15 protein-coding genes are annotated in these 22099 nt (G+C 68.0%); 8 read left to right on the top strand and 7 right to left on the bottom strand.

The features are described from left to right. Positions 1-10: 10 nt before the first annotated feature. Genes HW466_RS08100 through HW466_RS08115 form a run of 4 tightly spaced genes read left to right on the top strand, consistent with a single transcriptional unit; the run spans position 11 to position 5123 of the window. A complete protein-coding gene (locus tag HW466_RS08100; protein ID WP_006402120.1) occupies positions 11-715 on the top strand; it encodes a response regulator transcription factor in 705 nt (234 codons plus the stop codon). Continuing rightward, the gene (locus tag HW466_RS08105) at positions 712-2073 is read left to right on the top strand and encodes a FecR family protein (RefSeq protein WP_174905441.1); all 1362 of its coding nucleotides are present in this window, start codon (positions 712-714) and stop codon (positions 2071-2073) included. The genes HW466_RS08100 and HW466_RS08105 overlap by 4 nt, the downstream gene beginning before the upstream one ends. Before the next feature lie 10 nt (positions 2074-2083). Next, positions 2084-4471: a CHASE2 domain-containing protein gene (locus tag HW466_RS08110; protein ID WP_060347415.1), complete on the top strand. Its 2388-nt coding sequence runs from the start codon at positions 2084-2086 to the stop codon at positions 4469-4471. A 37-nt stretch (positions 4472-4508) separates the two neighbouring features. Next, positions 4509-5123 carry a DUF4136 domain-containing protein gene (locus HW466_RS08115; protein WP_059503053.1) on the top strand — a complete coding sequence of 205 codons (615 nt, stop codon included), beginning with the start codon at positions 4509-4511 and terminating at the stop codon, positions 5121-5123. 59 nt (positions 5124-5182) lie between these two features. Here HW466_RS08115 and galU read toward each other — a convergent pair whose 3' ends face one another. Both galU and HW466_RS08125 read right to left on the bottom strand, forming a co-directional pair. Next, positions 5183-6067 carry a UTP--glucose-1-phosphate uridylyltransferase GalU gene (galU, locus tag HW466_RS08120; protein WP_059448284.1) on the bottom strand — a complete coding sequence of 295 codons (885 nt, stop codon included), beginning with the start codon at positions 6065-6067 and terminating at the stop codon, positions 5183-5185. A gap of 87 nt (positions 6068-6154) precedes the next feature. Then, positions 6155-9022 (bottom strand): valine--tRNA ligase, encoded by a 2868-nt coding sequence (locus tag HW466_RS08125; protein WP_059868389.1) that lies wholly within the window; start codon positions 9020-9022, stop codon positions 6155-6157. A gap of 213 nt (positions 9023-9235) precedes the next feature. Here HW466_RS08125 and HW466_RS08130 point away from each other — a divergent pair, with 213 nt between their 5' ends. After that, the gene (locus HW466_RS08130; RefSeq protein WP_059769411.1) at positions 9236-11599 is read left to right on the top strand and encodes a UvrD-helicase domain-containing protein; all 2364 of its coding nucleotides are present in this window, start codon (positions 9236-9238) and stop codon (positions 11597-11599) included. After that, positions 11596-12393, top strand: a complete 798-nt coding sequence (locus tag HW466_RS08135) for a 5'-methylthioadenosine/adenosylhomocysteine nucleosidase (RefSeq protein ID WP_060347411.1) — start codon at positions 11596-11598, stop codon at positions 12391-12393. Before HW466_RS08130 ends, HW466_RS08135 begins: the two co-directional genes overlap by 4 nt. 64 nt (positions 12394-12457) lie before the next feature. On the opposite strand, the gene HW466_RS08140 is transcribed toward HW466_RS08135, so the two are convergent. Then, on the bottom strand, positions 12458-13696 hold the full coding sequence (locus HW466_RS08140) for an MFS transporter (protein WP_059791516.1): 1239 nt from the start codon (positions 13694-13696) through the stop codon (positions 12458-12460). A gap of 407 nt (positions 13697-14103) precedes the next feature. Between HW466_RS08140 and HW466_RS08145 the strand changes: the two genes are divergently transcribed. Continuing rightward, a complete protein-coding gene (locus HW466_RS08145) occupies positions 14104-15777 on the top strand; it encodes a methyl-accepting chemotaxis protein (RefSeq protein WP_059769415.1) in 1674 nt (557 codons plus the stop codon). A gap of 194 nt (positions 15778-15971) precedes the next feature. Next, positions 15972-17000, top strand: coding sequence for an EpsG family protein (locus tag HW466_RS08150; RefSeq protein ID WP_060120439.1), 1029 nt, complete (start codon positions 15972-15974; stop codon positions 16998-17000). Between the two features lie 36 nt (positions 17001-17036). Here the strand turns inward: HW466_RS08150 and HW466_RS08155 are convergent, their stop codons facing one another. The 4 genes from HW466_RS08155 to HW466_RS08170 are packed head-to-tail and all read right to left on the bottom strand — an operon-like array spanning position 17037 to position 21946. Next, entirely contained in the window at positions 17037-17912 is an 876-nt protein-coding gene (locus HW466_RS08155; protein WP_059503067.1) for an efflux RND transporter periplasmic adaptor subunit, read from the bottom strand. Positions 17913-17924: 12 nt separating this feature from the next. Next, positions 17925-18128, bottom strand: coding sequence for a DUF1656 domain-containing protein (locus HW466_RS08160; RefSeq protein WP_011351756.1), 204 nt, complete (start codon positions 18126-18128; stop codon positions 17925-17927). Then, a complete protein-coding gene (locus tag HW466_RS08165) occupies positions 18125-20326 on the bottom strand; it encodes an FUSC family protein (protein WP_059448292.1) in 2202 nt (733 codons plus the stop codon). Before HW466_RS08165 ends, HW466_RS08160 begins: the two co-directional genes overlap by 4 nt. A 15-nt stretch (positions 20327-20341) precedes the next feature. Beyond that, positions 20342-21946, bottom strand: a complete 1605-nt coding sequence (locus HW466_RS08170) for an efflux transporter outer membrane subunit (RefSeq protein WP_174905440.1) — start codon at positions 21944-21946, stop codon at positions 20342-20344. Positions 21947-22099 lie beyond the last annotated feature (153 nt).

A 22099-nucleotide genomic window follows, 5' to 3' on the forward strand; every position in this document is an offset into this window, starting at 1 on the left:
GCGGGGTGCTATGAGAATTGCTGTACTGGATGACGACCCGGCCCAGACGGATTTCGTCAGTCAAACGCTGACGGCCGCTGGCCACACATGCTATGCGTTCAAGGAAGGCAAGGCCCTGAAGAAGCGTCTGCAACGCGAGACGTTCGATCTGCTCGTGCTCGACTGGAACGTGCCGGACATGTCCGGCGAGGAAGTGCTCAAGTGGGTGCGTGCGAACCAGACCGAGCACAGCCTGCCGATCATCTTCATGACGAGCCGCGACGACGAGGCGGGGATCACGCAGATCCTCAACGCCGGCGCCGACGATTACGTGGTCAAGCCCGTGTCGGGCCCGATCCTGCGCGCGCGCATCGGCTCGCTGCTGCGCCGCGCGTATCCGGTGAACGCGGAGGCGACCGTTCGCGAGTTTGACCAGTTCCGCTTCGACGTGAACCTGAAACAGGCGTATGTCGGCGACAAGGCCGTGAGCCTCACGCAGAAGGAATTCGAGCTCGCGCTGCTGCTGTTCCAGCACCTCGACCGGCCGCTGTCGCGCGCGCACATTCTCGATCTCGTGTGGAAGCAGGCGACCGACATTCCGTCGCGCACGATGGACACGCACATCTCGATGCTGCGCACGAAGCTCGGCCTGCGTCCGGAAAACGGCTACCGCCTCGCGCCGATCTACGGCTACGGCTACCGGCTCGAGCGGGTCGGCCAGGGAGAACCGGAGTGACCCGGCGCACCACGCAGCGCACGGCGCGCGTGTGCACGGCGGCGCTGCACGCGGCGTGCGCGGTCGCGTTCGCATTCGCGGCACGGCAGGCCGTCGCACAGCCGCCCGCCGCCGTGGGCAAGACGGTCGTCTACCGCACGCATGCCGGCGACACGCTGTACGACGTCGCCGCGCGCTACCTGCAGGGCGCGGACGACTGGCAGCTGTTGCAGCAGATCAACGGCGTGCCCGCGCCGAAGCGCCTGCAGCCCGGCGTCGCGCTGAAGCTGCCCGTCGCGCGCCTGCGCAGGGAAACGCTGACCGCGCGCGTCGTCGCGGTGCAGGGCACGGTCGAGCGCGCGTCCGGCGCCGCGTATGCGCCGCTCGTGAGCGATGCGACGCTCACCGAGGGCGATCGCGTACGCACCGGCGGGAACGGCTTCCTGACCCTCGAACTGGCTGACGGCACGCACATGAGCCTGCCGCCCGACAGTCAGCTGGCCCTGAAGACCTTGCGCCGCACCGTGCTGACCGGCACGCTCGATCGCGAATTCGAGCTCACGCGCGGCTCGGTCGACAGCGAGGTCACGCATCTGAAGAAGCGCGACGACCGCTTCCAGATCCGCTCGCCGTCGGTCGTGGCCGGCGTGCGCGGCACGCGGTTCCGCGTGAACTACGACGCCGCCGGCAACGCTGCCACGCGCGTCGAGGTGCTCGACGGTACCGTCGGCGTCGCGGGCAAGGAGCAGCCGGCCGATCCGACGCTCGTGCATGCGAACTTCGGCAGCGTCTCGACGTCGTCCGGCGCGGTGGGCGCACCCGTGCAACTGCTGCCGGCACCCGCGCTCACGTATCCCGACAAGGTGCAGGACGAGTCCGACCTCACGTTCGACATCGTGCCGCTCGAGCGGGCGCACGCGTATCACCTGCAACTCGCGCGCGATGCGGGCATGCTCGAACTGTTCAGCGAAACGCGCACCGTTTCGTCGCGCGCGGTGTTCCGCGAGGTGCCGAACGGGACGTACTTCGTCCGGATTTCCGCGATCGACGACAACGGCCTCGAAGGCATGCCGCACATTTACGCGTTCGAGCGGCGCCTGATGGGGCTCGATGCGACCGCGTCGCCCGGCCCGAACGGCTATGAGTTCCGCTGGTCGCCGAATGGCGCGGGCAAGGATGCGCGTTACCGGTTCGTGCTGTCGCGCTCGAAGGACCTGAGCGCGCCGGTCGTCGACCAGATGGGCCTGCAGGCCCGGCGGATCACGGTCGCGCACCTGCCGCCCGGCGACTACTACTGGGCGGTGACGGTCGAGGAGTTCGAGGGCGGCAAGTTCTACCAGAAGACGAGTCCGGTCAGCGCGTTCACGTTGTCGCGCTGACCCGCGGCGCATGAAAACCGACTCCGTTTCCCCGCGGCGGCGCCTCGGCCGCCGCTTCCTGATCGAGTGGATCGCGATCGGCTGCCTCGGGATCGCGGTGATCCTCGCGTGCGCGTTCGGCCGGTTCTCGTCGAGCGTCGACGGGCTCATCTACGATCGGCTGCTGATGCTGCGCAGCCTGCCGTTGTCGCCAGACGTCGTCGTCGTCGATATCGACAACCAGAGCGTGTCCGCGCTCGGCCGCTGGCCGTGGCCGCGCAGCGTGCACGCTCGGCTGCTCGACACGCTGGCGCGTGCGAAGCCGGCCGCGGTCGTCTACGACGTGCTGTTTACCGAGCAGTCGCCGGAGGATCGCGCGTTCGCGGATGCAATGACCCATGTGCCGACCTTCCTGCCCGTGTTGCTGAGCCCCGAGCAGGCGGACGGCACGCGCACCGTCGATCCGCCCGTGGCGGAGCTGGCGGCGCGCACGATGGGCCTCGGCCACATCAATCTCGAAGTCGATCCCGACGGTATCGTGCGCAGCGTCGCGCTGTTCGAAAGCGACGGGCGCGTGCGCTGGCCGCAACTGATGGTGCCCGTCTATCGGGCGATTCAGGCCGGCCGGCTGCACCCGGTCGGCGGTGTGCCCGGCGCAAATGCGCACGACCTGTCGCGCGACGCGAGCGGCGAGGGCCGCTACCTGATTCCGTTTAGCCGCAATACGCCCGCGTATCCGACGCTGTCGTTCGACGATGTGCTCGAAGGGCGCGTGAAACCCGACGCGCTGCGCGGCAAGATCGTCGTCGTCGGCGTCACCGCATCGGGCCTCTACGACCGCTTCGCGACGCCGGTGTCGGGCGATTTCGGCCCGCTTGCCGGCGTGTACATCCACGCGAACGTGCTCGACATGCTGGCTACCGGCAGCGCGATCCTGCCCGCGTCTCGTGCGTGGATCTTCGCCGCATCGCTGCTGCCGCTCGCCGTGCTGCTGGGCGGCTTCCTGATGCTGTCGCCGTGGCGTGCGCTGCTGCTGACGCTGAGCCTGGCCGCGCTGTCCGTCGTCGCCAGCATGGCGCTGCTGTTCGAGGCGCGCGTGTGGCTGTCGCCCGCGCCGGCGATCTTCGGGCTGATCGCCGTCTACCCGATCTGGAACTGGCGGCGCCTGGAAATGACGATGTCGTACCTGCGCCGCGAGCTGCAGCGGCTTGCCGACGAGCCGCACCTGCTGCCCGAGGCACCGCGCACGCGCAGCGTCGGCGGCGACGTGCTAGAGCGGCAGATGGCGCTGATGGCACAGGCCGCGCAGCGCGTGCAGGACATGAAGCGCTTCGTATGGGACAGCCTCGACAGCATGCCGGAGCCGATCTTCGTCACCGACCTGGCCGGGACCGTGCTGATCGCGAACCATGCGGCGAAGCGCTACGGGGCGCGCCTCGCGCTGCCGGTGCCGGAAGGGCGGCCGCTGCGCGCCGCGCTCGGCGAGCTGACGTTCATGAAGACCGTCGACGGCAACGCCGAGCACGACGTCACGATCCGCGAACACTGGCCGGACGCGCTCGATCCGACGCTCGGCGGCGAAGACGAAGCGATGGCGCGCGGCATCGAGGTGCGCGATCGCGACGGGCTCGACCATCTGTTACGCTACGCCCCGTGTACCAATGCGCAGGGGCACGTGACCGGCTGGATCGCCGGGCTCGTCGACGTGACCGAGCTGCACGCGGCCGAGCGGCAGCGCGAGGAGGCGCTGCACCTGCTGTCGCACGACATGCGCTCGCCGCAGTCGTCGATCCTCGCGCTCGTCGAGATCGAGCGCGATCGCGTCGAAACCGACGCGATGCGCGGGCTGCTCGCGCGCATCGAGCGGTACGCGCACCGGGCGCTGTCGCTTGCCGACGAGTTCGTGCAGCTGGCGCGCGCGGAGTCGCAGGCGTATCAGCTCGAGCCGACCAGCCTCGTCGACGTGCTGATCGACGCGAGCGACGAAGTCTGGCCGCAGGCGCAGGCCAAGCGCATCCGCATCGAGACCGACGTCGGCACCGGCATGTGCTGGGCGCGTGCCGACCGCTCGCTGATCACGCGCGCATTCGTGAACCTGTTGAACAATGCAGTCAAATACAGTCCGTCCGACACGGTGATCACGTGTACGCTGACGGTCGAGCACGCATCGAAACGGATGTCCTGTACGATTCGCGATCAGGGGTACGGCATCTCGCCGGAAGATCAGCGGCATCTGTTCGAGCGTTTCAAGCGATTCCATGCGGGCGAGCGGCCCGAAATCTCGGGCTCCGGGCTCGGCATGGCATTCGTGAAGACGGTCGTCACGCGCCACGGCGGCAGCGTGACGGTCGACAGCGAAGTGGGTGTCGGCACCGCGGTGACGGTGTCGCTGCCCGCGATCGACGAGCCGTCCGCCTGACAGGGCCGGGCGCGACGGCTGGCATTTGGGGGAAGTCATGAGAAAGGAATGGGCAGCGACCGCGCTGGCGGTGGCGCTGTTGACGGGTTGCGCCGGCGTCACGACCGGCGTGAGCGCGCTCGGGCAGTCGAATGCGTTCGCATCCGGTTCGCACACCTACGATTTCGTTCGCACGGCCGCTCAGTCAGACGATGCCGAGTACCGGCAGATCGAGACGCTCGTGCGCGACGAGCTCGCGCACCGCGGCTTCGACGCGCAGCGTGGCCAGGCTGCGCGCTACCGGCTGTCGATCGCGTACGCGACGCAGCCGGCGTCGGTCGCGGCGACGGCCGACCAGTGCGGCGCGGCAAGCAGTGCGTGCGTGACCGTCGACGGGCCGGCGCCGCTCCCGCTGCCGTTCGCGGGCAAGGTGTACCGCCACGTGCTGACGTTGCGTTTCGTCGATGCGAAGTCGGGCGCCGATGTCTATCGCGTGTCGGCGTCGATGCGCGATCGCGATGCGGGCACGCAGCACGCCGCGCCGACGCTCGTGAAGAGCGCGCTCGCGAAGCTGCCGTTCGAGCAGGGCGACGGCTGGCTCGTGAAGACGAAAAAAGACGACGCGGGCGCAATGCCGGGCGTCGTCTCGGTGAAGTCGGCCGCCGCGCGCTGACGCGCCGGCCGTGAGGCGAGGGCGGGCCGCCGCGCGGGCGGGGCCGGCCCGTGCCGCGTTCAGGCGGCCGGTTGGCCGTTGGCGCGCGCGCGCAGGTACGCGTCGAACTCGGTGCCGACTTCCGGGTGGCGCAACGCGAACTCGACCGTCGCCTTCAGGTAGCCGAGCTTGCTGCCGCAGTCGTAGCGCGTGCCCTGATACTTGTAGGCCAGCACCTGTTCGTCGGCGAGCAGCGCCTGGATCGCGTCGGTGAGTTGCAGCTCGCCACCCGCGCCCGGCTTCAGTGCACGCAGGTGCTCGAAGATCCGCGGCTTCAGAATGTAGCGACCGACCACGCCGAGGTTCGACGGCGCGACTTCCGGCGCCGGCTTCTCGACGATCGCCGACATCTTGACGATCGACTCTTCCCACTCCTTGCCGTCGACGATGCCGTACGACTTCGTCTCCGACGGCGGGATCTCTTCCACGCCGATCACCGAGCTGTGATAGTGGTCGAACACGTCGACCATCTGCTTCATCACGGGCGGGTTGCCGTCGAGCAGGTCGTCGGCGAGGATCACCGCGAACGGGTTGTCGGCGACGAGCTTTTCCGCGCACAGCACCGCGTGGCCGAGGCCGAGCGCTTCCGGCTGGCGCACGTAGAAGCAGTCGACGTGGCTCGGCTTGATGCTGCGCACGAGCTCGAGCAGCTTTTCCTTGCCGCGCGCCTCGAGTTCGGCCTCGACCTCGTACGACTTGTCGAAGTGATCCTCGATCGCGCGCTTGCTGCGGCCGGTCACGAAGATCATCTCCGTGATGCCCGCGGCGATTGCTTCCTCGACCGCGTACTGGATCAGCGGCTTGTCGACGACGGGCAGCATTTCCTTCGGGCTTGCCTTCGTTGCCGGGAGGAACCGCGTGCCGAGACCGGCAACGGGGAATACCGCCTTGGTGACTTTCAACATGATCGAACCTTTATTCCTGTAATCGACTTGTCAGACAGTCTATGTTCACGTTCCGATTATAGTGAACGCAAACGACCTTACTGTTTGTTACGCAGGCAACCGATCGAGTTGAGCGCGCAGCTTGTCCAGCGTACTCTGGAATTCGGCGACGCGCTTCTGCTCCTGTTCGACCACGGCGGGCGGCGCTTTCGCGACGAACGCCTCGTTGCCGAGCTTCGCATTGCACTTCGCGATCTCGCCCGTCAGGCGCGCGATTTCCTTCGACAGGCGCTCGCGTTCGGCCGCGACGTCGATTTCCACCTTCAGTACCAGCTTGTTCGGGCCCACGATCGCGATCGGCGCGCCGTGCGCCGCCTGGTCGAGCGTCGCTTCGTCGGCCAGGATCTGCACTTCCGACAGGCGCGCCAGCGCCTGGACGTACGGCGCGAACGAGCGCAGGCGCTCGGCGTCGCCGGCCGCGAGCAGTGGCACCTTGGTCGCCGGCGACAGGTTCATCTCGCCGCGCAGGTTGCGGCATGCGTCGACGATCGCCTTCAGGTCGGCTGCCCATTGTTCGGACACCTCGTCGATCTTCTGCAGGTTCGCGACCGGGTACGCCTGCGTCATCAGCGACGCTTCGCCTTCGCGCTTGCCTTGCGGGTAGCGGCCGGCGAGCGGTGCGACCTTCTGCCAGAGCGCCTCGGTGATGAACGGAATGATCGGGTGTGCGAGGCGCAGCACGGTTTCGAGCACGCGCAGCAGCGTGCGGCGCGTCGCGCGCTGCTGCTCCGGCGTGCCGTTCTGGATCTGCACCTTCGCGAGTTCGAGGTACCAGTCGCAGTACTCGTCCCACACGAACTTGTAGATGCTGGTGGCGATGTTGTCGAAGCGGTAATCGGCAAAGCCCTTCGCGATGTCGGCCTCGGTGCGCTGCAGGAGCGACACGATCCAGCGGTCGGCCGCCGAGAAGTCGAGGTAGCCGCCGGGGCCGCAGTCGCCCGCGCCGCAGACTTCGGGCTTGTCGGCACCGCAGTCGTGGCCTTCGCAGTTCATCAGCACGAAGCGCGTCGCGTTCCACAGCTTGTTGCAGAAATTGCGATAGCCTTCGCAGCGCGCGAGGTCGAAGTTCACGTTGCGGCCGAGGGTCGCCATCGACGCCATCGTGAAGCGCAGCGCGTCGGTGCCGAACGCGGGGATGCCGTCCGGGAATTCCTTGCGCGTCTTCTTCTCGATGGTGGCGGCCTGCTTCGGGTTCATCAGGCCCGTCGTGCGCTTCGCGACCAGCGTTTCGAGGTCGATGCCGTCGACGATGTCGATCGGGTCGAGCGTGTTGCCCTTGCTCTTCGACATCTTCTGGCCTTCCGCGTCGCGCACGAGGCCGTGCACGTAGACGGTATGGAACGGTACCTTGCCGGTGAAGTGCGTCGTCATCATCACCATCCGGGCAACCCAGAAGAAGATGATGTCGAAGCCGGTGACGAGCACCGACGACGGCAGGAAGTGCTTCAGTTCGGGCGTTTCGTTCGGCCAGCCGAGCGACGAGAACGGCACGAGCGCCGACGAGAACCACGTGTCGAGCACGTCCTCGTCGCGCTTGAGCGCGCCGGTGTAGCCCTTGGCGGCGGCCTGCGCGCGCGCCTCTTCCTCGTTGCGCGCGACGAACACTTCGCCGTTCTCGCCGTACCACGCGGGAATCTGGTGACCCCACCAGAGCTGGCGCGAGATGCACCAGTCCTGGATGTTCTCGAGCCACTGGTAGTAGGTGGTCGTCCAGTTTTCCGGCACGAACTTGATCTGGCCGTTGCGCACGACGTCGAGCGACGTTTCGGTGATCGACTTGCCCGGGTTGAACGTGCCTTCCGGCGCCGGCTTCGTCATCGCGACGAACCACTGGTCGGTCAGCATCGGCTCGATCACGACACCCGTGCGATCGCCGCGCGGCACCATCAGCTTGTGCGGCTTCACGGAATCGAGGAAGCCCTGCGCGTCGAGATCGGCGACGATCGCCTTGCGCGCGTCGAAGCGGTCGAGGCCGCGATACTGCTCGGGGCCGTTGTCGTTGATCTTCGCGTCGAGCGTCAGGATCTCGATCGGCGCGAGGTTGTGGCGCAGGCCGACCTGGTAGTCGTTGAAGTCGTGCGCGGGCGTGACCTTCACGACGCCCGTGCCGAACTCGCGGTCGACGTAGTCGTCGGCAATCACCGGGATCTCGCGGCCCGTCAGCGGCAGCGTGACGAGCTTGCCGATCAGGTGCGCGTAGCGCTCGTCTTCCGGATGAACCATCAGCGCGACGTCGCCGAGCATCGTTTCCGGGCGCGTGGTCGCGACGGTCAGCGAACCCGAGCCGTCGACGAGCGGGTAGCGGATGTGCCACAGGTGGCCGTTTTCCTCCTCGCTCGCGACCTCGAGATCCGACACCGCGGTGAGCAGCACCGGATCCCAGTTGACGAGGCGCTTGCCGCGGTAGATCAGGCCCTGTTCGTAGAGCGTGACGAACACGTCGCGCACGGCGGCCGACATCTTGTCGTCCATCGTGAAATACTCGCGCGACCAGTCGGTCGACGCGCCGAGACGGCGCACCTGGCCGGTGATCGTCGAACCGGATTGCTGCTTCCATTCCCACACGCGCTCGACGAATTTCTCGCGGCCGAGGTCATGGCGCGATACGCCCTGCGCATCGAGCTGGCGCTCGACGACGATCTGGGTCGCGATGCCCGCGTGGTCGGTGCCGGGCACCCACAGCGTGTTCTCGCCGAGCATCCGGTGGTAGCGGGCGAGGCCGTCCATGATCGTCTGGTTGAACGCATGGCCCATGTGCAACGTGCCGGTGACGTTCGGCGGCGGCAGCTGGATCGCGAAATCGGGGCGTGCCGGATCGAATGCCGGGGCGGCATAGCCGCGTTTTTCCCACTCCGGCCCCCATTGGGACTCGATGGTGTGGGGCTCGAAACTCTTCGCAAGCGTGCTGTCGCTCATGGTTGGAAATCTGCCGAAAAATGCGTGAATTGGATGCCGAATCTGACAATTATAAATGGATGCACATCGGCCAGCCATCGCTGGCTGGCGCGGGCAGGCCGCAAGGGGCGACGACGCGGGCGGCGGCACGCGGCCGAATCGATCGGAAACGGCATCGCGCGGCCGACTTATAATGGCGGGTCCGCATTTTTCTCGCACGTCCGCTGCCGCTCCATGCCCGATCTGCTCGCCAATCTGAACCCTGAACAATACGCCGCCGTCACGCTGCCGAACGAACCGGCGCTGATCCTCGCGGGGGCGGGCAGCGGCAAGACCCGCGTGCTGATCACGCGCATCGCGTGGCTGATTCAGCAGGGCTATGCGTCGCCGGCCACCGTGCTGGCCGTCACCTTCACGAACAAGGCGGCGCGCGAGATGATGGCGCGGCTGTCGGCGATGATGCCGATCGACACGCGCGGCATGTGGATCGGCACGTTCCACGGGCTGTGCAACCGGATGCTGCGCACGCACTGGCGCGACGCCGGGCTGCCGCAGACCTTCCAGATCCTCGACACGGCCGACCAGTTGTCGGCGATCAAGCGGCTGATGAAGGCGGCGAACGTCGACGACGAGAAATATCCGCCGAAGAACGTCCAGTACTTCATCAACAACGCGAAGGAGCAGGGGCTGCGTCCCGACAAGGTCGACGCGTCCGACAACTTCAACCGCAAGTTCGTCGAGCTCTATCAGGCGTACGACCAGCAGTGCCAGCGCGAGGGCGTCGTCGACTTCCCCGAGCTGCTGCTGCGCTGCTACGAGCTGCTCGCGTACAACGCGCCGCTGCGCGCGCACTACCAGGCGCGCTTCAGGCACATCCTCGTCGACGAGTTCCAGGACACCAACAAGCTGCAGTACGCGTGGCTCAAGATGCTCGCGGGCGGCGAGAACGCGATCTTCGCGGTCGGCGACGACGACCAGTCGATCTACGCGTTCCGCGGCGCGAACGTCGGCAACATGCGCGACTTCGAAGACGAATTCCGCGTGCGCAACCTGATCAAGCTCGAGCAGAACTACCGGTCGCACGGCAACATCCTCGATGCGGCGAACCAGCTGATCTCGAACAACTCGCATCGCCTCGGCAAGAACCTGCGCACCGACGCCGGCCATGGCGAGCCCGTGCGCGTGTACGAGGCGAGCACCGATGCGCAGGAGGCCGGCTGGATCGTCGAGGAGATCCGTTCGCTCATCAACACCGGCATGTCGCGCAGCGAAGTCGCCGTCCTGTATCGCAGCAACGCGCAGTCGCGTGCGATCGAGCACACGCTGATGACGTCGGGCATCCCGTATCGCGTGTACGGCGGCCTGCGCTTCTTCGAGCGCCAGGAAGTGAAGCACGCGCTCGCGTACCTGCGGTTGATCGACAACCCGAACGACGACACCGCGTTCGTGCGCGTCGTGAATTTCCCGACGCGCGGAATCGGGGCGCGTTCGATCGAGCAGCTCGCGGACGCCGCGCGCCTGTACGACTGCTCGATGGCCGCGGCGATTCCGTACGTCACCGGCAAGGCCGGCACGAGCCTCGGCGCGTTCGCGAACCTGATCGCGAAGATGCGCGCCGACACGCAGCACATGAGCCTGCCGGAGACGGTCGAATACGTCGTGCGCGCGAGCGGCCTCGCCGATTTCTACCAGGGCGAGCGCGAAGGCCAGGACCGCCTCGAGAACTTGCAGGAACTCGTGAACGCGGCCACCGCGTTCGTCAGCGAGGAAGGTTACGGGCTCGATGCGCCGGCCCGCTCGATTCCGCTGCGCGCGGGCGCGATCGCGGCGCCGGAGCTCGGCGTGGACGCGGACGATCCGGCGATCGACGTGCTCGATCCGGCACCGCTCGACGACCCCGCGCAGAATCCCGACACGATGACGCCGCTCGCGGGTTTCCTGTCGCATGCGTCGCTGGAAGCCGGCGACAACCAGGCGCAGGCCGGCCAGGATGCGGTGCAGCTGATGACGGTGCACGCGGCGAAGGGCCTCGAATTCTCGGCCGTGTTCATCACCGGCCTCGAGGAAGGGCTGTTCCCGCACGAGAACAGCGTGCTCGAATCGGACGGTCTCGAGGAAGAGCGCCGGCTGATGTACGTCGCGATCACGCGCGCGAAGGAGCGGCTCTACCTGTCGTTCGCGCAGAGCCGGATGCTGCATGGCCAGACGCGCTACAACGTGCGCTCGCGCTTCTTCGACGAATTGCCGGAGCACGTGCTGAAGTGGCTCACGCCGAAGGTCGAGGCGGGCTCGCGCTGGGGCGGGCGCTCGGACAACGCCGGCTGGGGGCGCGACTGGTTCGCGCGACCGGGCGGCGGCAGTCGCGAGCAGGTCGTCGACGCGGCGGTCACCGCGCCGCTGCCGGCGTTCGCGAACAAGCAGCGCGCGGCCGACACCGGCTTTCGCATCGGCCAGCAGGTGTTCCATACCAAGTTCGGCGAGGGGACGGTCACCGCGCTCGAAGGCAACGGCGCCGACGCGAAGGCGCAGGTGAAGTTCAAACGGCACGGCGAGAAATGGCTCGCGCTGGCGGTCGCGAAACTGCAGGCGGTGGAATGATGAGCATCGACATGGTTCAGACGGTTTCGACGCGCCCGCTCGGCATTCTGGCCGCGCTGCCCGAGGAGCTCGGCGACCTGATCGCCGCGATGCGTGCCGAAGGCGCGATGAAGACGATCACGCTCGGCCGCCGCGATTATCACGTCGGCACCGTGCACGGCGCGGCCTGCGTCGTCACGCTCGCGCGGGTCGGCAAGGTCGCGGCCGCCGCGACGGTCAGCGCGCTGATTCATGTGTTCGGCGTGTCCGGCATCGTGTTCACGGGCGTCGCCGGCGGCGTGTCGCGCACGGTGCGCGTCGGCGACGTCGTCGTTGCCGATCTGCTGCTGCAGCATGATCTCGATGCATCGCCGCTGTTTCCGCGCTACGAGGTGCCGTTGCTCGGCATCACGCGGTTCGCGACCGATGCCGTACTGACGGCTCGTCTGAAGGCCGCGTGCACGCTGTTCGTCGCCGAGGAAGGCGCGCAGTTCGCCGAGCGCTTCGGGCTGGCCGGCTCGACGCTGCACGGCGGGCTGATCATCAGCGGCGACCGCTTCGTGTCGAGCGAGCGCGAAGTCGTCGCGCTGCGCGAAGCGTTGCCGGACGCGCTCGCGGTCGAGATGGAAGGGGCGGCGATCGCGCAGGTGTGTGCCGAGCACGACGTGCCGTTCGCCATCGTGCGCACGATCTCCGATACGGCCGACGATCATGCGACGCAGTCGTTCTCGCACTTCCTGTCGGCGATCGCGAGCAGCTATTCGTCCGGCATCCTCAAGCGTTTCCTGACGCTGCATGCGACGACGGCGGCCTGAAGCCGCCGTCGCACACTTTCCCATCGATCCGACCGGCCGCGGCACGCATGCCGCGGCCGGTTCGTCACGCCTTGTTGCGCCGGCTGCTTTCGAGGTTCGGCAGGAACACCGTCAGCACGCCGATCAGCGGCAGGAACGAGCACACCTTGTAGACGAACGCGATGCTCGTCGCATCGGCGAGCTGGCCGAGCACGGCGGCACCGACGCCGCCCAGGCCGAACGCGAAGCCGAAGAACAGGCCCGCGACCATCCCGACCTTGCCGGGCATCAGCTCCGTCGCGTAGACGAGGATCGCGGCGAATGCCGACGCCAGCACGACGCCGATGATCACGCTCAGCACGCTCGTCCAGAACAGGTTCGCGTACGGCAGCAGCAGCGTGAACGGCGCGACGCCGAGAATCGACACCCAGATCACGTACTTGCGGCCGATCCGGTCGCCGACCGGCCCGCCGATCAGCGTACCGGCCGCGACTGCCGCGAGGAACACGAACAGGTGGATCTGCGCGGCCTGCACCGACAGGTGGAACTTGTCGATCAGGTAGAACGTGAAATAACTGTTGATGCTCGCGAGGTAGAAATACTTCGAGAACACCAGCAGCACCAGCACGCCGATCGCGGCGAGTACGCGGCCCTGCGACAGCGTCGGATGGCCGGCCGCCGCCGCCTTCTTCTTCATCGACGGATGCTTCTTGTACCAGTGGCCGATCTGCGTGAGCACGACCATCGCGACGAGCGCCGCCGCCGAGAACCACGCGATGCTGTGCTGGCCGTGCGGAATGATCACCAGCGCGGCGAGCAGCGGCCCGAGTGCCGAACCAGCGTTGCCACCGACCTGGAACAGCGACTGCGCGAGCCCGTGCTGGCCGCCTGACGCCATCCGCGCGACGCGCGACGATTCCGGATGGAACACCGACGAGCCGCAGCCGACCAGCGCTGCCGCCACCAGCAGCATCGGGAAGTTCTGCGCGACCGACATCAGCAGCAGCCCGGCAAGGGTGAAGCCCATCCCGACCGGCAGCGAATACGGCTTCGGCCGCTTGTCCGTGTACAGGCCGACGAGCGGCTGCAGCAGCGACGCCGTGATCTGGTACGTCAGCGTGATCAGGCCGATCTGCGCGAACGACAGCGCGAACTGGCTCTTGAGCATCGGATAGATCGCGAGGATCAACGACTGGATCATGTCGTTGAGCATGTGCGAGAAGCTGATCGCGCCGAGCACGGGGTAGACGGTACGCGGAGCGGGCGGGACAGACGGCTGGGCTGCGGCGGTTGCGCCGGCGCCCGTATCGAGGCTGGTTTCCATGTGAGCTGAGCGAGTTGAGGTGACGGGACGCGCTCTGATGGGGATCGGCGCGTTCGAATCGTTGTTGCGTCAAAGAAGTGTAATGTGGCGGATCGAGAATGTCAGGCCAACTTTTGTCGCGATTCGGACATTGCTGTGACGATTCGGCCATGACGCCGTTTTTTGGCCGGGTATAACGCTGCGGCGCGCCTGTTATTCGCGGCGCGTGCGGCCGGATCGGTGTTTGCCCGGACTCAAGGCGCGCCGCGGGCGGCCGTAGAAGGACGCAACGACAACACAGGGGCGCCTGCGTGCGGCACGGCCACGAGCCGGCCCGGCGCAGTGCGCGCGGCATGGCGGGCCATCGCGGGAATGCCGGCCGCCGGAACCGACCTTTCCGGCGGCATGATCAATACGGGGATATATCGATGAAAGCAGCTTCATTGCATCCGCGGCCGGATGCGGCCGTCGCCGCATCCGACGCAGTCGCCAGGCCCGCCGCACGGCGCGCGCGTGCAGCGCGGCGCGAACGCCGGCCGTGGACCGTCAAGGCGACCTTGCGCGCCGCGTTCGCGATCCTGCTGGCCGGCACGCTCGCGATCGGCGTGTTTTCGTTGTGGCAGATCAGCCGCCTGAACGCGTCGATTGCGTCGGTCTACGAGCAGGGGCACGTCGCGAGCCGGGCGGCGGAGGAAGTGCGCGCCGAGGTGCTGCGCGCGAGCCGCGCACAGAAGATGCTGCTGACCGCGACCACCGCGAAGGAACGCGACGATCTGGGCGCCGAGGTCGGCGCCGGGCTCGCGTCGATCGGCCAGGCGCTCGCGACGCTGCAGCGTTACGCGGATCCGGCCGATGCGGACGATTCCGCGCGACTGCGCGCGTTCTCGATGGCGGTCGGCACGTGGAGCGGCCATCTGCGCGATTTCGTCGCGCTCGTGCAGGCGCAGCCGCTCGACCTGTCGCAGATGAACTGGCAGGTCGGCACGCAGGACGTGTCGCTGCTGGTCGAGACCGGCAAGCTCGAGAAACTCGTCGCGATGCTCGTGAAGACGCGCGGCGCGAAGTCGAAGGCGACGCTCGATGCGTCCGCAACGATCTTCTCGTCGTCGTTCGCGATGATCGCGGCGATGACGGCCGCGCTGATCGTGCTCGCGATCGCGATTGCCGAAGGCGTCGTGCGCCGCCTCGCGTCGCAACTCGGCGGCGAGCCGGCCGACGCGAAGGCGATCGCCGCCGACATCGCGCGCGGCGACCTCACGCGACCGATAACGCTCGCCCGGCACGACCGTGACAGCATGGTGCGTGCGCTGTACGACATGCAGACCGGGCTCGCGGCGACCGTCGGCGAGATCGCCGTCAGCGCCGAGGCGATCGCGGCCGCGTCCGGCGAGATATCGACCGGCAACCTGGACCTGTCGCGGCGCACCGAGCAGCAGGCCGTCGCGCTGGAACGCACGGCGGCCAGCATGGAGCAGCTCACGTCGACCGTGCGGCAGAACGCCGAGAATGCGCGCCAGGCGAGCGCGCTCGCGGCCAATGCGTCGGCCGTCGCGGAGGCGGGCGGCGAAGTCGTCGGGCGCGTGGTCGCGACGATGAGCGAAATCGACGACAGCGCGAAGAACATTCGCGACATCATCGGCACGATCGAGGGGATCGCGTTCCAGACCAACATTCTCGCGTTGAACGCCGCGGTCGAGGCCGCGCGCGCCGGCGAACAGGGGCGCGGTTTCTCGGTGGTCGCGGGCGAGGTGCGGCTGCTCGCGCAGCGCGCGGCGACCGCGGCGAAGGAGATCCGTACGCTGATCGGCGCGTCGGTCGAGCGCGTCGCGAACGGCGCGGCGCTCGCACACGATGCGGGCCGCACGATGGACGACGTGGTGCGGGCAGTCAAGCGCGTGACCGACATCATCGGCGAGATCTCCGCGGCATCGGACGAGCAGAGCGCGGGGATCGACGAAATCGGCCGCGCCGTCACGCAAATGGATGCCGGCACGCAGCAGAACGCGGCGCTCGTCGAACAGGCGGCCGCCGCAGCGAATGCGCTCGACGAGCAGGCGCAGGCGCTCAAGTCGCTGGTCGGACGCTTTCGCATCGCGGCCTGAGCGTCGTTTCGTCCCGCTCCGTCGCGCGCCGCCCGCGACACGCAGGCCGGCGGCGCGCTGTCGATCCGTGACAAACCCGGCGGTCGGCCCGCGCGCAATCCCTTACAATGCGCGTCCACATAGCTGGGGGCCAGAACCCGCGGCGCGCCCGTACCGACTCCTCGGTGCGACGGCACGCCAGCCGGGTCACGACAATGACGATTACGATTTACCTGACGGGATACCTGTGGATGCTCGCGTCCGCCGCGATCGGCATGCGCACGCGCGTGGCCGCGTGGCGATGGCTCGCGGCGGGCATCGCGCCGGCCGCCGCGTTCGCGTTGCTGCGGGGCAGGACCGGCACCGACACGGCGATCTACCACGACATCATCGCCGGCATCTGGAGCGGCAATCTGAAGGTTGTGCCGCGCACGCTCGAACCGGGTTTCGTCTGGCTCGTGCGCGCGCTCGGGTGGCTCGGGCACGAGCCGTACGTCGCGATGGCGATTCTGTCGCTGCTGGTCGTCGTCGCATGCGTCACCGCGTTCGGCCGCAGCGCCGAGGACGCATGCGTGTTCGCCACGCTGATCTTTCCGCTGTTCTTCTACGACATGGCGATGAGCGGCCTGCGCTATGGCATCGCGTTCTGTGTCGCGAAGCTCGCGTCGGACGCGTGGGCGCGCAGACGGCACGGCGCGTCGTTCGCATTCGCTGCGGCGGCGACCAGCATGCACGTGTCGGCGGTGCTTCTGGTCGTGCTGCTGCAGATCCGACGGTTGCGCCGGCTGCGCTACGCGGGGCTGGCGCTCGCGATCGGCGGCGTGCTGTTCGCGATGCATCACGATGCACTGCTCGCGAAGGTCGGCCTGTATGCGGCGTTCACGCCGCCTGCGCAGATGTCGGGCGGCGCACCGCTCGCGCTTGCGCTGCTGACGCTCGCGGCCGGCTGGATGCTGCTCGCGCGGATGCCGCGCACGCTCGTATTCCTGTTCGTCTGCGAGATTGCGAGCTTCGCGCTCGCCAGAGTCAGCTACGCGGGGCTGCGCTTCCAGTGGCTCGTGCTGTTCGCGATGGGCTGTCAGTTCGTGCCGCTGCAGCACGTGCCGGGGATCCGGCGCCGGCACGTGATCGTCGTGCTGGTCGTGATCGGCGCCATCGGTTTCGCGATGCGGCTGCGCAACATGCTCGGCGAATACGGGCTCGGGCCGTCGCCGTTCCTGCCTTACCGGTTTTTCTGGGAGTGACGCGGCCGGGCGGGGCGTCGCCCGGCCGTCGCATCGTCACGATTTCTTCTGCTTGTCCGGATCGATGATGACCGTGCAGGTCGTGCCCGCCGACAGCACCACGTCGGCCGGCACTTCGTCGATCCGGATGCGCACCGGCACGCGTTGCGCGAGGCGCACCCAGTTGAAGGTCGGATTCACGTCCGCGACGAGGTCGCGGCTTTGCGGGTTGTCGCGATCGTAGATGCCGCGCGAGATGCTCTCGACGTGGCCCTTCATCACGCCGCCGCTCATCAGCCGCATCTCGGCCGGTGCGCCGACCTTCACGCGCGGCAGCTTGGTTTCCTCGAAGTAGCCGTAGACCCAGAACGAATGGCTGTCGACGATCGCGAGCTTCGCCTGGCCGGCCACCGCGTAGTTGCCCTTGAACGTCTGCAGGTTCGTGATGTAGCCGTCGACCGGCGCGACCACGCGCGTGCGTTCGAGGTTGAGCTTCGCGGCATCGAGCGCGGCGAGCGCCTGCTGGTACTGCGCATCGGCGCTCGATGCGCTGTGCGCCGCGTTCTCGCGGTTTTCCTTCGACACGACGAGCGCGTCGAGGTCGGCACGGCGGGCCGCATCGTCGCGGCGCATTTGCAGCTCCGCGCGGCGGGCGGCGACGGCCGCCTGCGCCTGTTCGACCGCGATCTGATAGTGCGACGGGTCGATCTGCATGATCAGGTCGCCCTTTTTCACGAGTTGGTTGTCATGTACGGGCAGCTCGACGATCGCGCCCGATACGTCCGGCGCGACGTTGACGATCTCGGCACGGACGCGCCCGTCGCGCGTCCACGGATCGTCCATGTAGTGCACCCACAGCGAGCGCCCGATCAGGATCGCGACGAGAAGGATGACGGCGGTCGCGACGAAGCCGAAGAGTTTTCTGAGAATCATGATGGTTCGGGATCAACGGTAAACGGCGAGACTCAGTCCGCCGCAAATGCAGACGAGCAGGCACGCGCGGAACAGCGACGGGTGCCAGACGAGACGGTAGAGGCCCGTGTAGGCGAGCAGGCGGTCGACGGCCCAGGTCGCCAGCGCGCCCAGGACGAACATCAGGACCACCGTGGGCATGTAGGCATCGAGAATGGCGATTTCACGCGGCATCATGACGAGGCTCCTTGTTGGGGACGCACGGGGCGATTGCGGTTGAGCGGCTCGAGCGGCGATTCCGGATCGAGCAGCGCCGTGCGTACGAAATGCAGATGACTCAGGATGCGCTGCAGCCGATGGCGCTCGTCGCGCGACGGCGTGAACGCATCGAGCGTCTGCCGGGTCGCGTCGATCGCGGCGTTGACGGCTGCAAGCGTTGCGTCGAAGCGCGCTGCGTCCGGATGGCGGAACAGCGCGGACAGCGCGGTGCGCAGCGTTTCGATCGCGCGTCGCCACGGCGTCGTCGGCGCATGGCGCGGGTCGGACGGCAGCGCGGCCAGTTCGGTGCGCAGGTCGAGCGCCGCGTTGCCCGTCTCCAGCACCGCGAACATCCAGCGCAGTGCGTCGCGCTGCACGTCCGGCTGGTCGGCCGACAAGGTGTGCGCCTGGTACATCAGGTCGCGCGCGCCGCTCTCGAAGCGCGTGCGCAGTCCGGCCAGCCGCGCGTGGCACGCGGCGACCACCTGGTGGCGCAGGTCGGCGAACAGCCGCTTCTTGAGCCACGGCGCGGTCGGCGGGAACAGCACCGCGAACGCGATCGCGGAGACCAGCATCGACAGCACCAGCGCGAGCGCGTCGTTCATGAAGCTCGTCGGGTCGTAGTGCGTGATGTTGTCGGGGCCGGCGAGGAAGCTGAAGAAGATCAGGTAGCCCATCCCGTAGCCCGCGAGTTTCGGCTTCAGCGTCATGAAGATGCCGATCGCGAGCAGCGGCGCGAGCGCCGCGCACAGCAGCGGGAAGCCGTCGATGTGCGGGTAGATGCCGAACGTCAGCAGGAAGCCCGTGCAGACGGCCAGCGCGGTACCCATGCCCATCTGCGCGGACATCGCGGTCGGGCGCGGCGTCGATGAAGCGAGCGCGCAGGTGGCCGCGGCCGTCAGCGTCATCGTCACGCCGCTCGGCCACGCGGTCTCGATCCAGAACCAGCCGAGCACGAGGATCACGGTCGCGGTCCGGATCGCCGCGATCACCATCGCCGTCGCGTTGGTGCGCGGTTCGTAGCGCTCGATCCAGCGTTCGCGCTCGTGCGTCGCGGTCGACAGCGACGCATAGGTTGCCGCGTATTCGTGCAGGTCCGTGATGAAGCGATACAGCAGCTCGGTGGCCGTGTCGAAGTCGAGCAGCGGAAAATCCGGCTGCGTCTCGAGCGCGGCGCGCGTCGCGCGGATGCGGCGCGGCAGTGCGTCGCGCCATGCGAGCAGCTGTTCGGCCGCGAGCGCGGCGTCGGCCGACGAGCGCACCGGTTCGCCATTGCGCGTCAGAAGCGGCGCTATCTCGCGGAAATACGGCTCGATCGCATCGATCGCGGCCTGCGCGCCGGCGGCGCGCAGCCGGTTCATCAGCTGGTGCAGTGCATGGAAGCGGCTCGATACGCTCATGAACTCGCTGTTCAGCCGCGCGAGGCGGCCGCTGCGCATGCGCGTGTCCGGATCCTCGAACACGGCCATGCTGCGCGCCGCTTCGAATCCGACCACGTCCGCGACGAAGCGCGTATGGATGGTTTCGATGTGCGCGCGATCGAGCTGGCCCGACAGCGCGGCCGCGACGTAGTCGACGAAGCTGCTGAAGCGCTTGCGCACCGTCGTGCGCATCTGCTCGCCGGTGTATTGCGGAAACACCAGCGCGCTGACGACACCTGCCGACACGATCCCGACCATGATTTCGGCGACCCGCGTCATCGCGCTCATGAACGCGCCGTCCGGGTGTTGCGATGCCGGCAGCCCGATCAGCGCGGTCGTATAACCGGCGAGCAGGAAGCCGTAGCTGCGGAAGTTGCGATTGCGCGCGGCGCCGGCCGTGCACAGCGCGACCCACAGCGCGACGGCCAGCAGGAACAGCTGCGGCTGCTGCGGGAACAGCCCGACGAACGTGAGCGTCGCGATCAGCCCGAAGATCGTGCCGGCGACCCGGTAGAAGCTCTTCGCGAGCACCGCGCCGCTTTGCGGCTGCATCACGATGAACACCGTGGTCATGGCCGTTTTCGGTGCCGGCAGGTCGAGCCGCATCGACACGCCGGTCGCGATGAAAGCGGCGAGCAGCGCCTTGAACAGATAGAGCCACGCGGCGCCGTCGCTGCGAGCCCAGTCGCCGAACGCGGCGGACCAGGCCGCGAGCGGACCGGCGGCGTGCGTGGAAGCGGGGGAGGAGGCGGACATGGCGTTCGCTCCGCTTTACCGTGCGGCCGGCGCGGCGGCCGTGCCGGCGGTTGCGACCTGCGCGGGACGGGCGACGGCCGCGACGGGCTTCGCGCCCGATGCGGCGGCCGGCGCGGCAGTGCCCGCGGCAGCGTGTGCGCCGGACTCGTCGTTCTGCGGATGGTTGCCCTGAACGTCCGCTTCCGTCTCGACGCCGCCGCCGAGCGCGGCCATCAGCTGCGCGTGCGCGGCGAGGCGTTCCGCGTCGATGCGGGCCGCCGTCTCCTGCGCGCGCAGCAGCTGCTGTTGCGCGACCAGCACGTTCACGTAATCGGTCAGCCCGCGGCGGAAGCCTTCGCGCGACAACCGGTAGCTGCGGTCGTTGGCGGCCACCGAGCGCGCGGCGTCCTTCTTCTGCGTATCGAGCGAACGGATCCGCACGACCTGGTCGGCGATGTCCTTGAGCGCGCCGACGACCGTCTGGTTGTAGCGCTCGACCGCCTGGTCGTAGCCGGCGTCGGCCGCCCCGAGTTGCGCGCGCAGGCGGCCGCCTTCGAAGATCGGCAGCGACAGCGCGGGGCCGGCCATCCAGCCGCCGTTCATCGCGCGCAGGAAATCGGTGAAAGGCGCGGTCACGCCGAAGCCGCCGACCGTCGCGAGCAGATCGATGTTCGGGTAGAACGCGGCCTTCGCGACGTCGATGCCGCGCGCCTGCGCGTCGACCGCCCAGCGGGCCGCGACGACGTCCGGCCGGCGGCCGAGCAGGTCGGCCGGCATCGCTGACGGCAAGCCGGCCGGTGCGTCGAGCGACAGGCTCGGCCGCTTGATCGCGTCGCCGGCGCCCGGGCCTTTGCCCGCGAGCGCGGCGAGCTGGTGGCGCGCGAGCTGGATCGCTTCTTCATAGGTGTCGATCTGGCGCTCGTAGTCGGGCAGCGTCGATTCGGCCTGGCTGACTTCGAGCTGCGTGCCGAGCCCGGCCTGCAGGCGCTTGCGCGCGAGATCGGCCAGCGCTTTCTGGCGTTCAAGCGTTTCGTGCGCGAGGTCGAGCAGCGCGTAGTTCATCGACATGCCGACATACGCGCGTACGACATTGACCTCGAGCTCGAGCTTCGCCGCCCGCGCGTCCGCGGCGGTCGCGTGCGCGGTGTCGAGCGCGCGCTCGGTCGCGTTCTTGTCCTTGCCCCACAGATCGAGGTGGTACGACAGGCCCAGCGTGCCCGTGTTGTTCCACGTATCGGTATCGGCGAGCGGCCCCGGGCCGTAATACACGTTGTCGGGCCAGTGCTGGCGCATCAGCGACAGATTGCCGTTGATCTGCGGCAGCTCCGCCGAACGGGCCACGCGCGCCATCGCCTGCGCTTCGCGCACGCGGGCCGCGGCGGCCGCGAGGGTCGGGTTGCCGGCCTGCGCGGCGGCGACCCATGCGTCGAGCTGCGGGTCTCGATAGGCGCGCCACCAGTCGGACGCGGGCCAGCCCGCGTCGCGGTTCGCCGCGCGGATGGCAGCACCGGCATCGAGCGCGTTCGCGTCGATGCGGGCGGACTGCGGCTTGTTGTCGCCCATGCTCGCGCACCCGGCCATTATTAATGAGACTGCAAGAACCGCCAGTGCCAGCGTCCCTTTTGTTGCCGGAGACCGCACGATTTTCTCCCTTTCGGATATAGATGAGTCGGATGCGATTATATTTTTCAGTGATTCCTGAATAAATGGACAAGGATGCAAGTCATTTTTACGAATCCTGAGACAATATTTGTTCGACCCTGTGCAACAATCCGTCCGGATTCAAACGGGTAA

Source organism: Burkholderia territorii (genome assembly GCF_902833055.1).
Taxonomy (GTDB): domain Bacteria; phylum Pseudomonadota; class Gammaproteobacteria; order Burkholderiales; family Burkholderiaceae; genus Burkholderia; species Burkholderia territorii.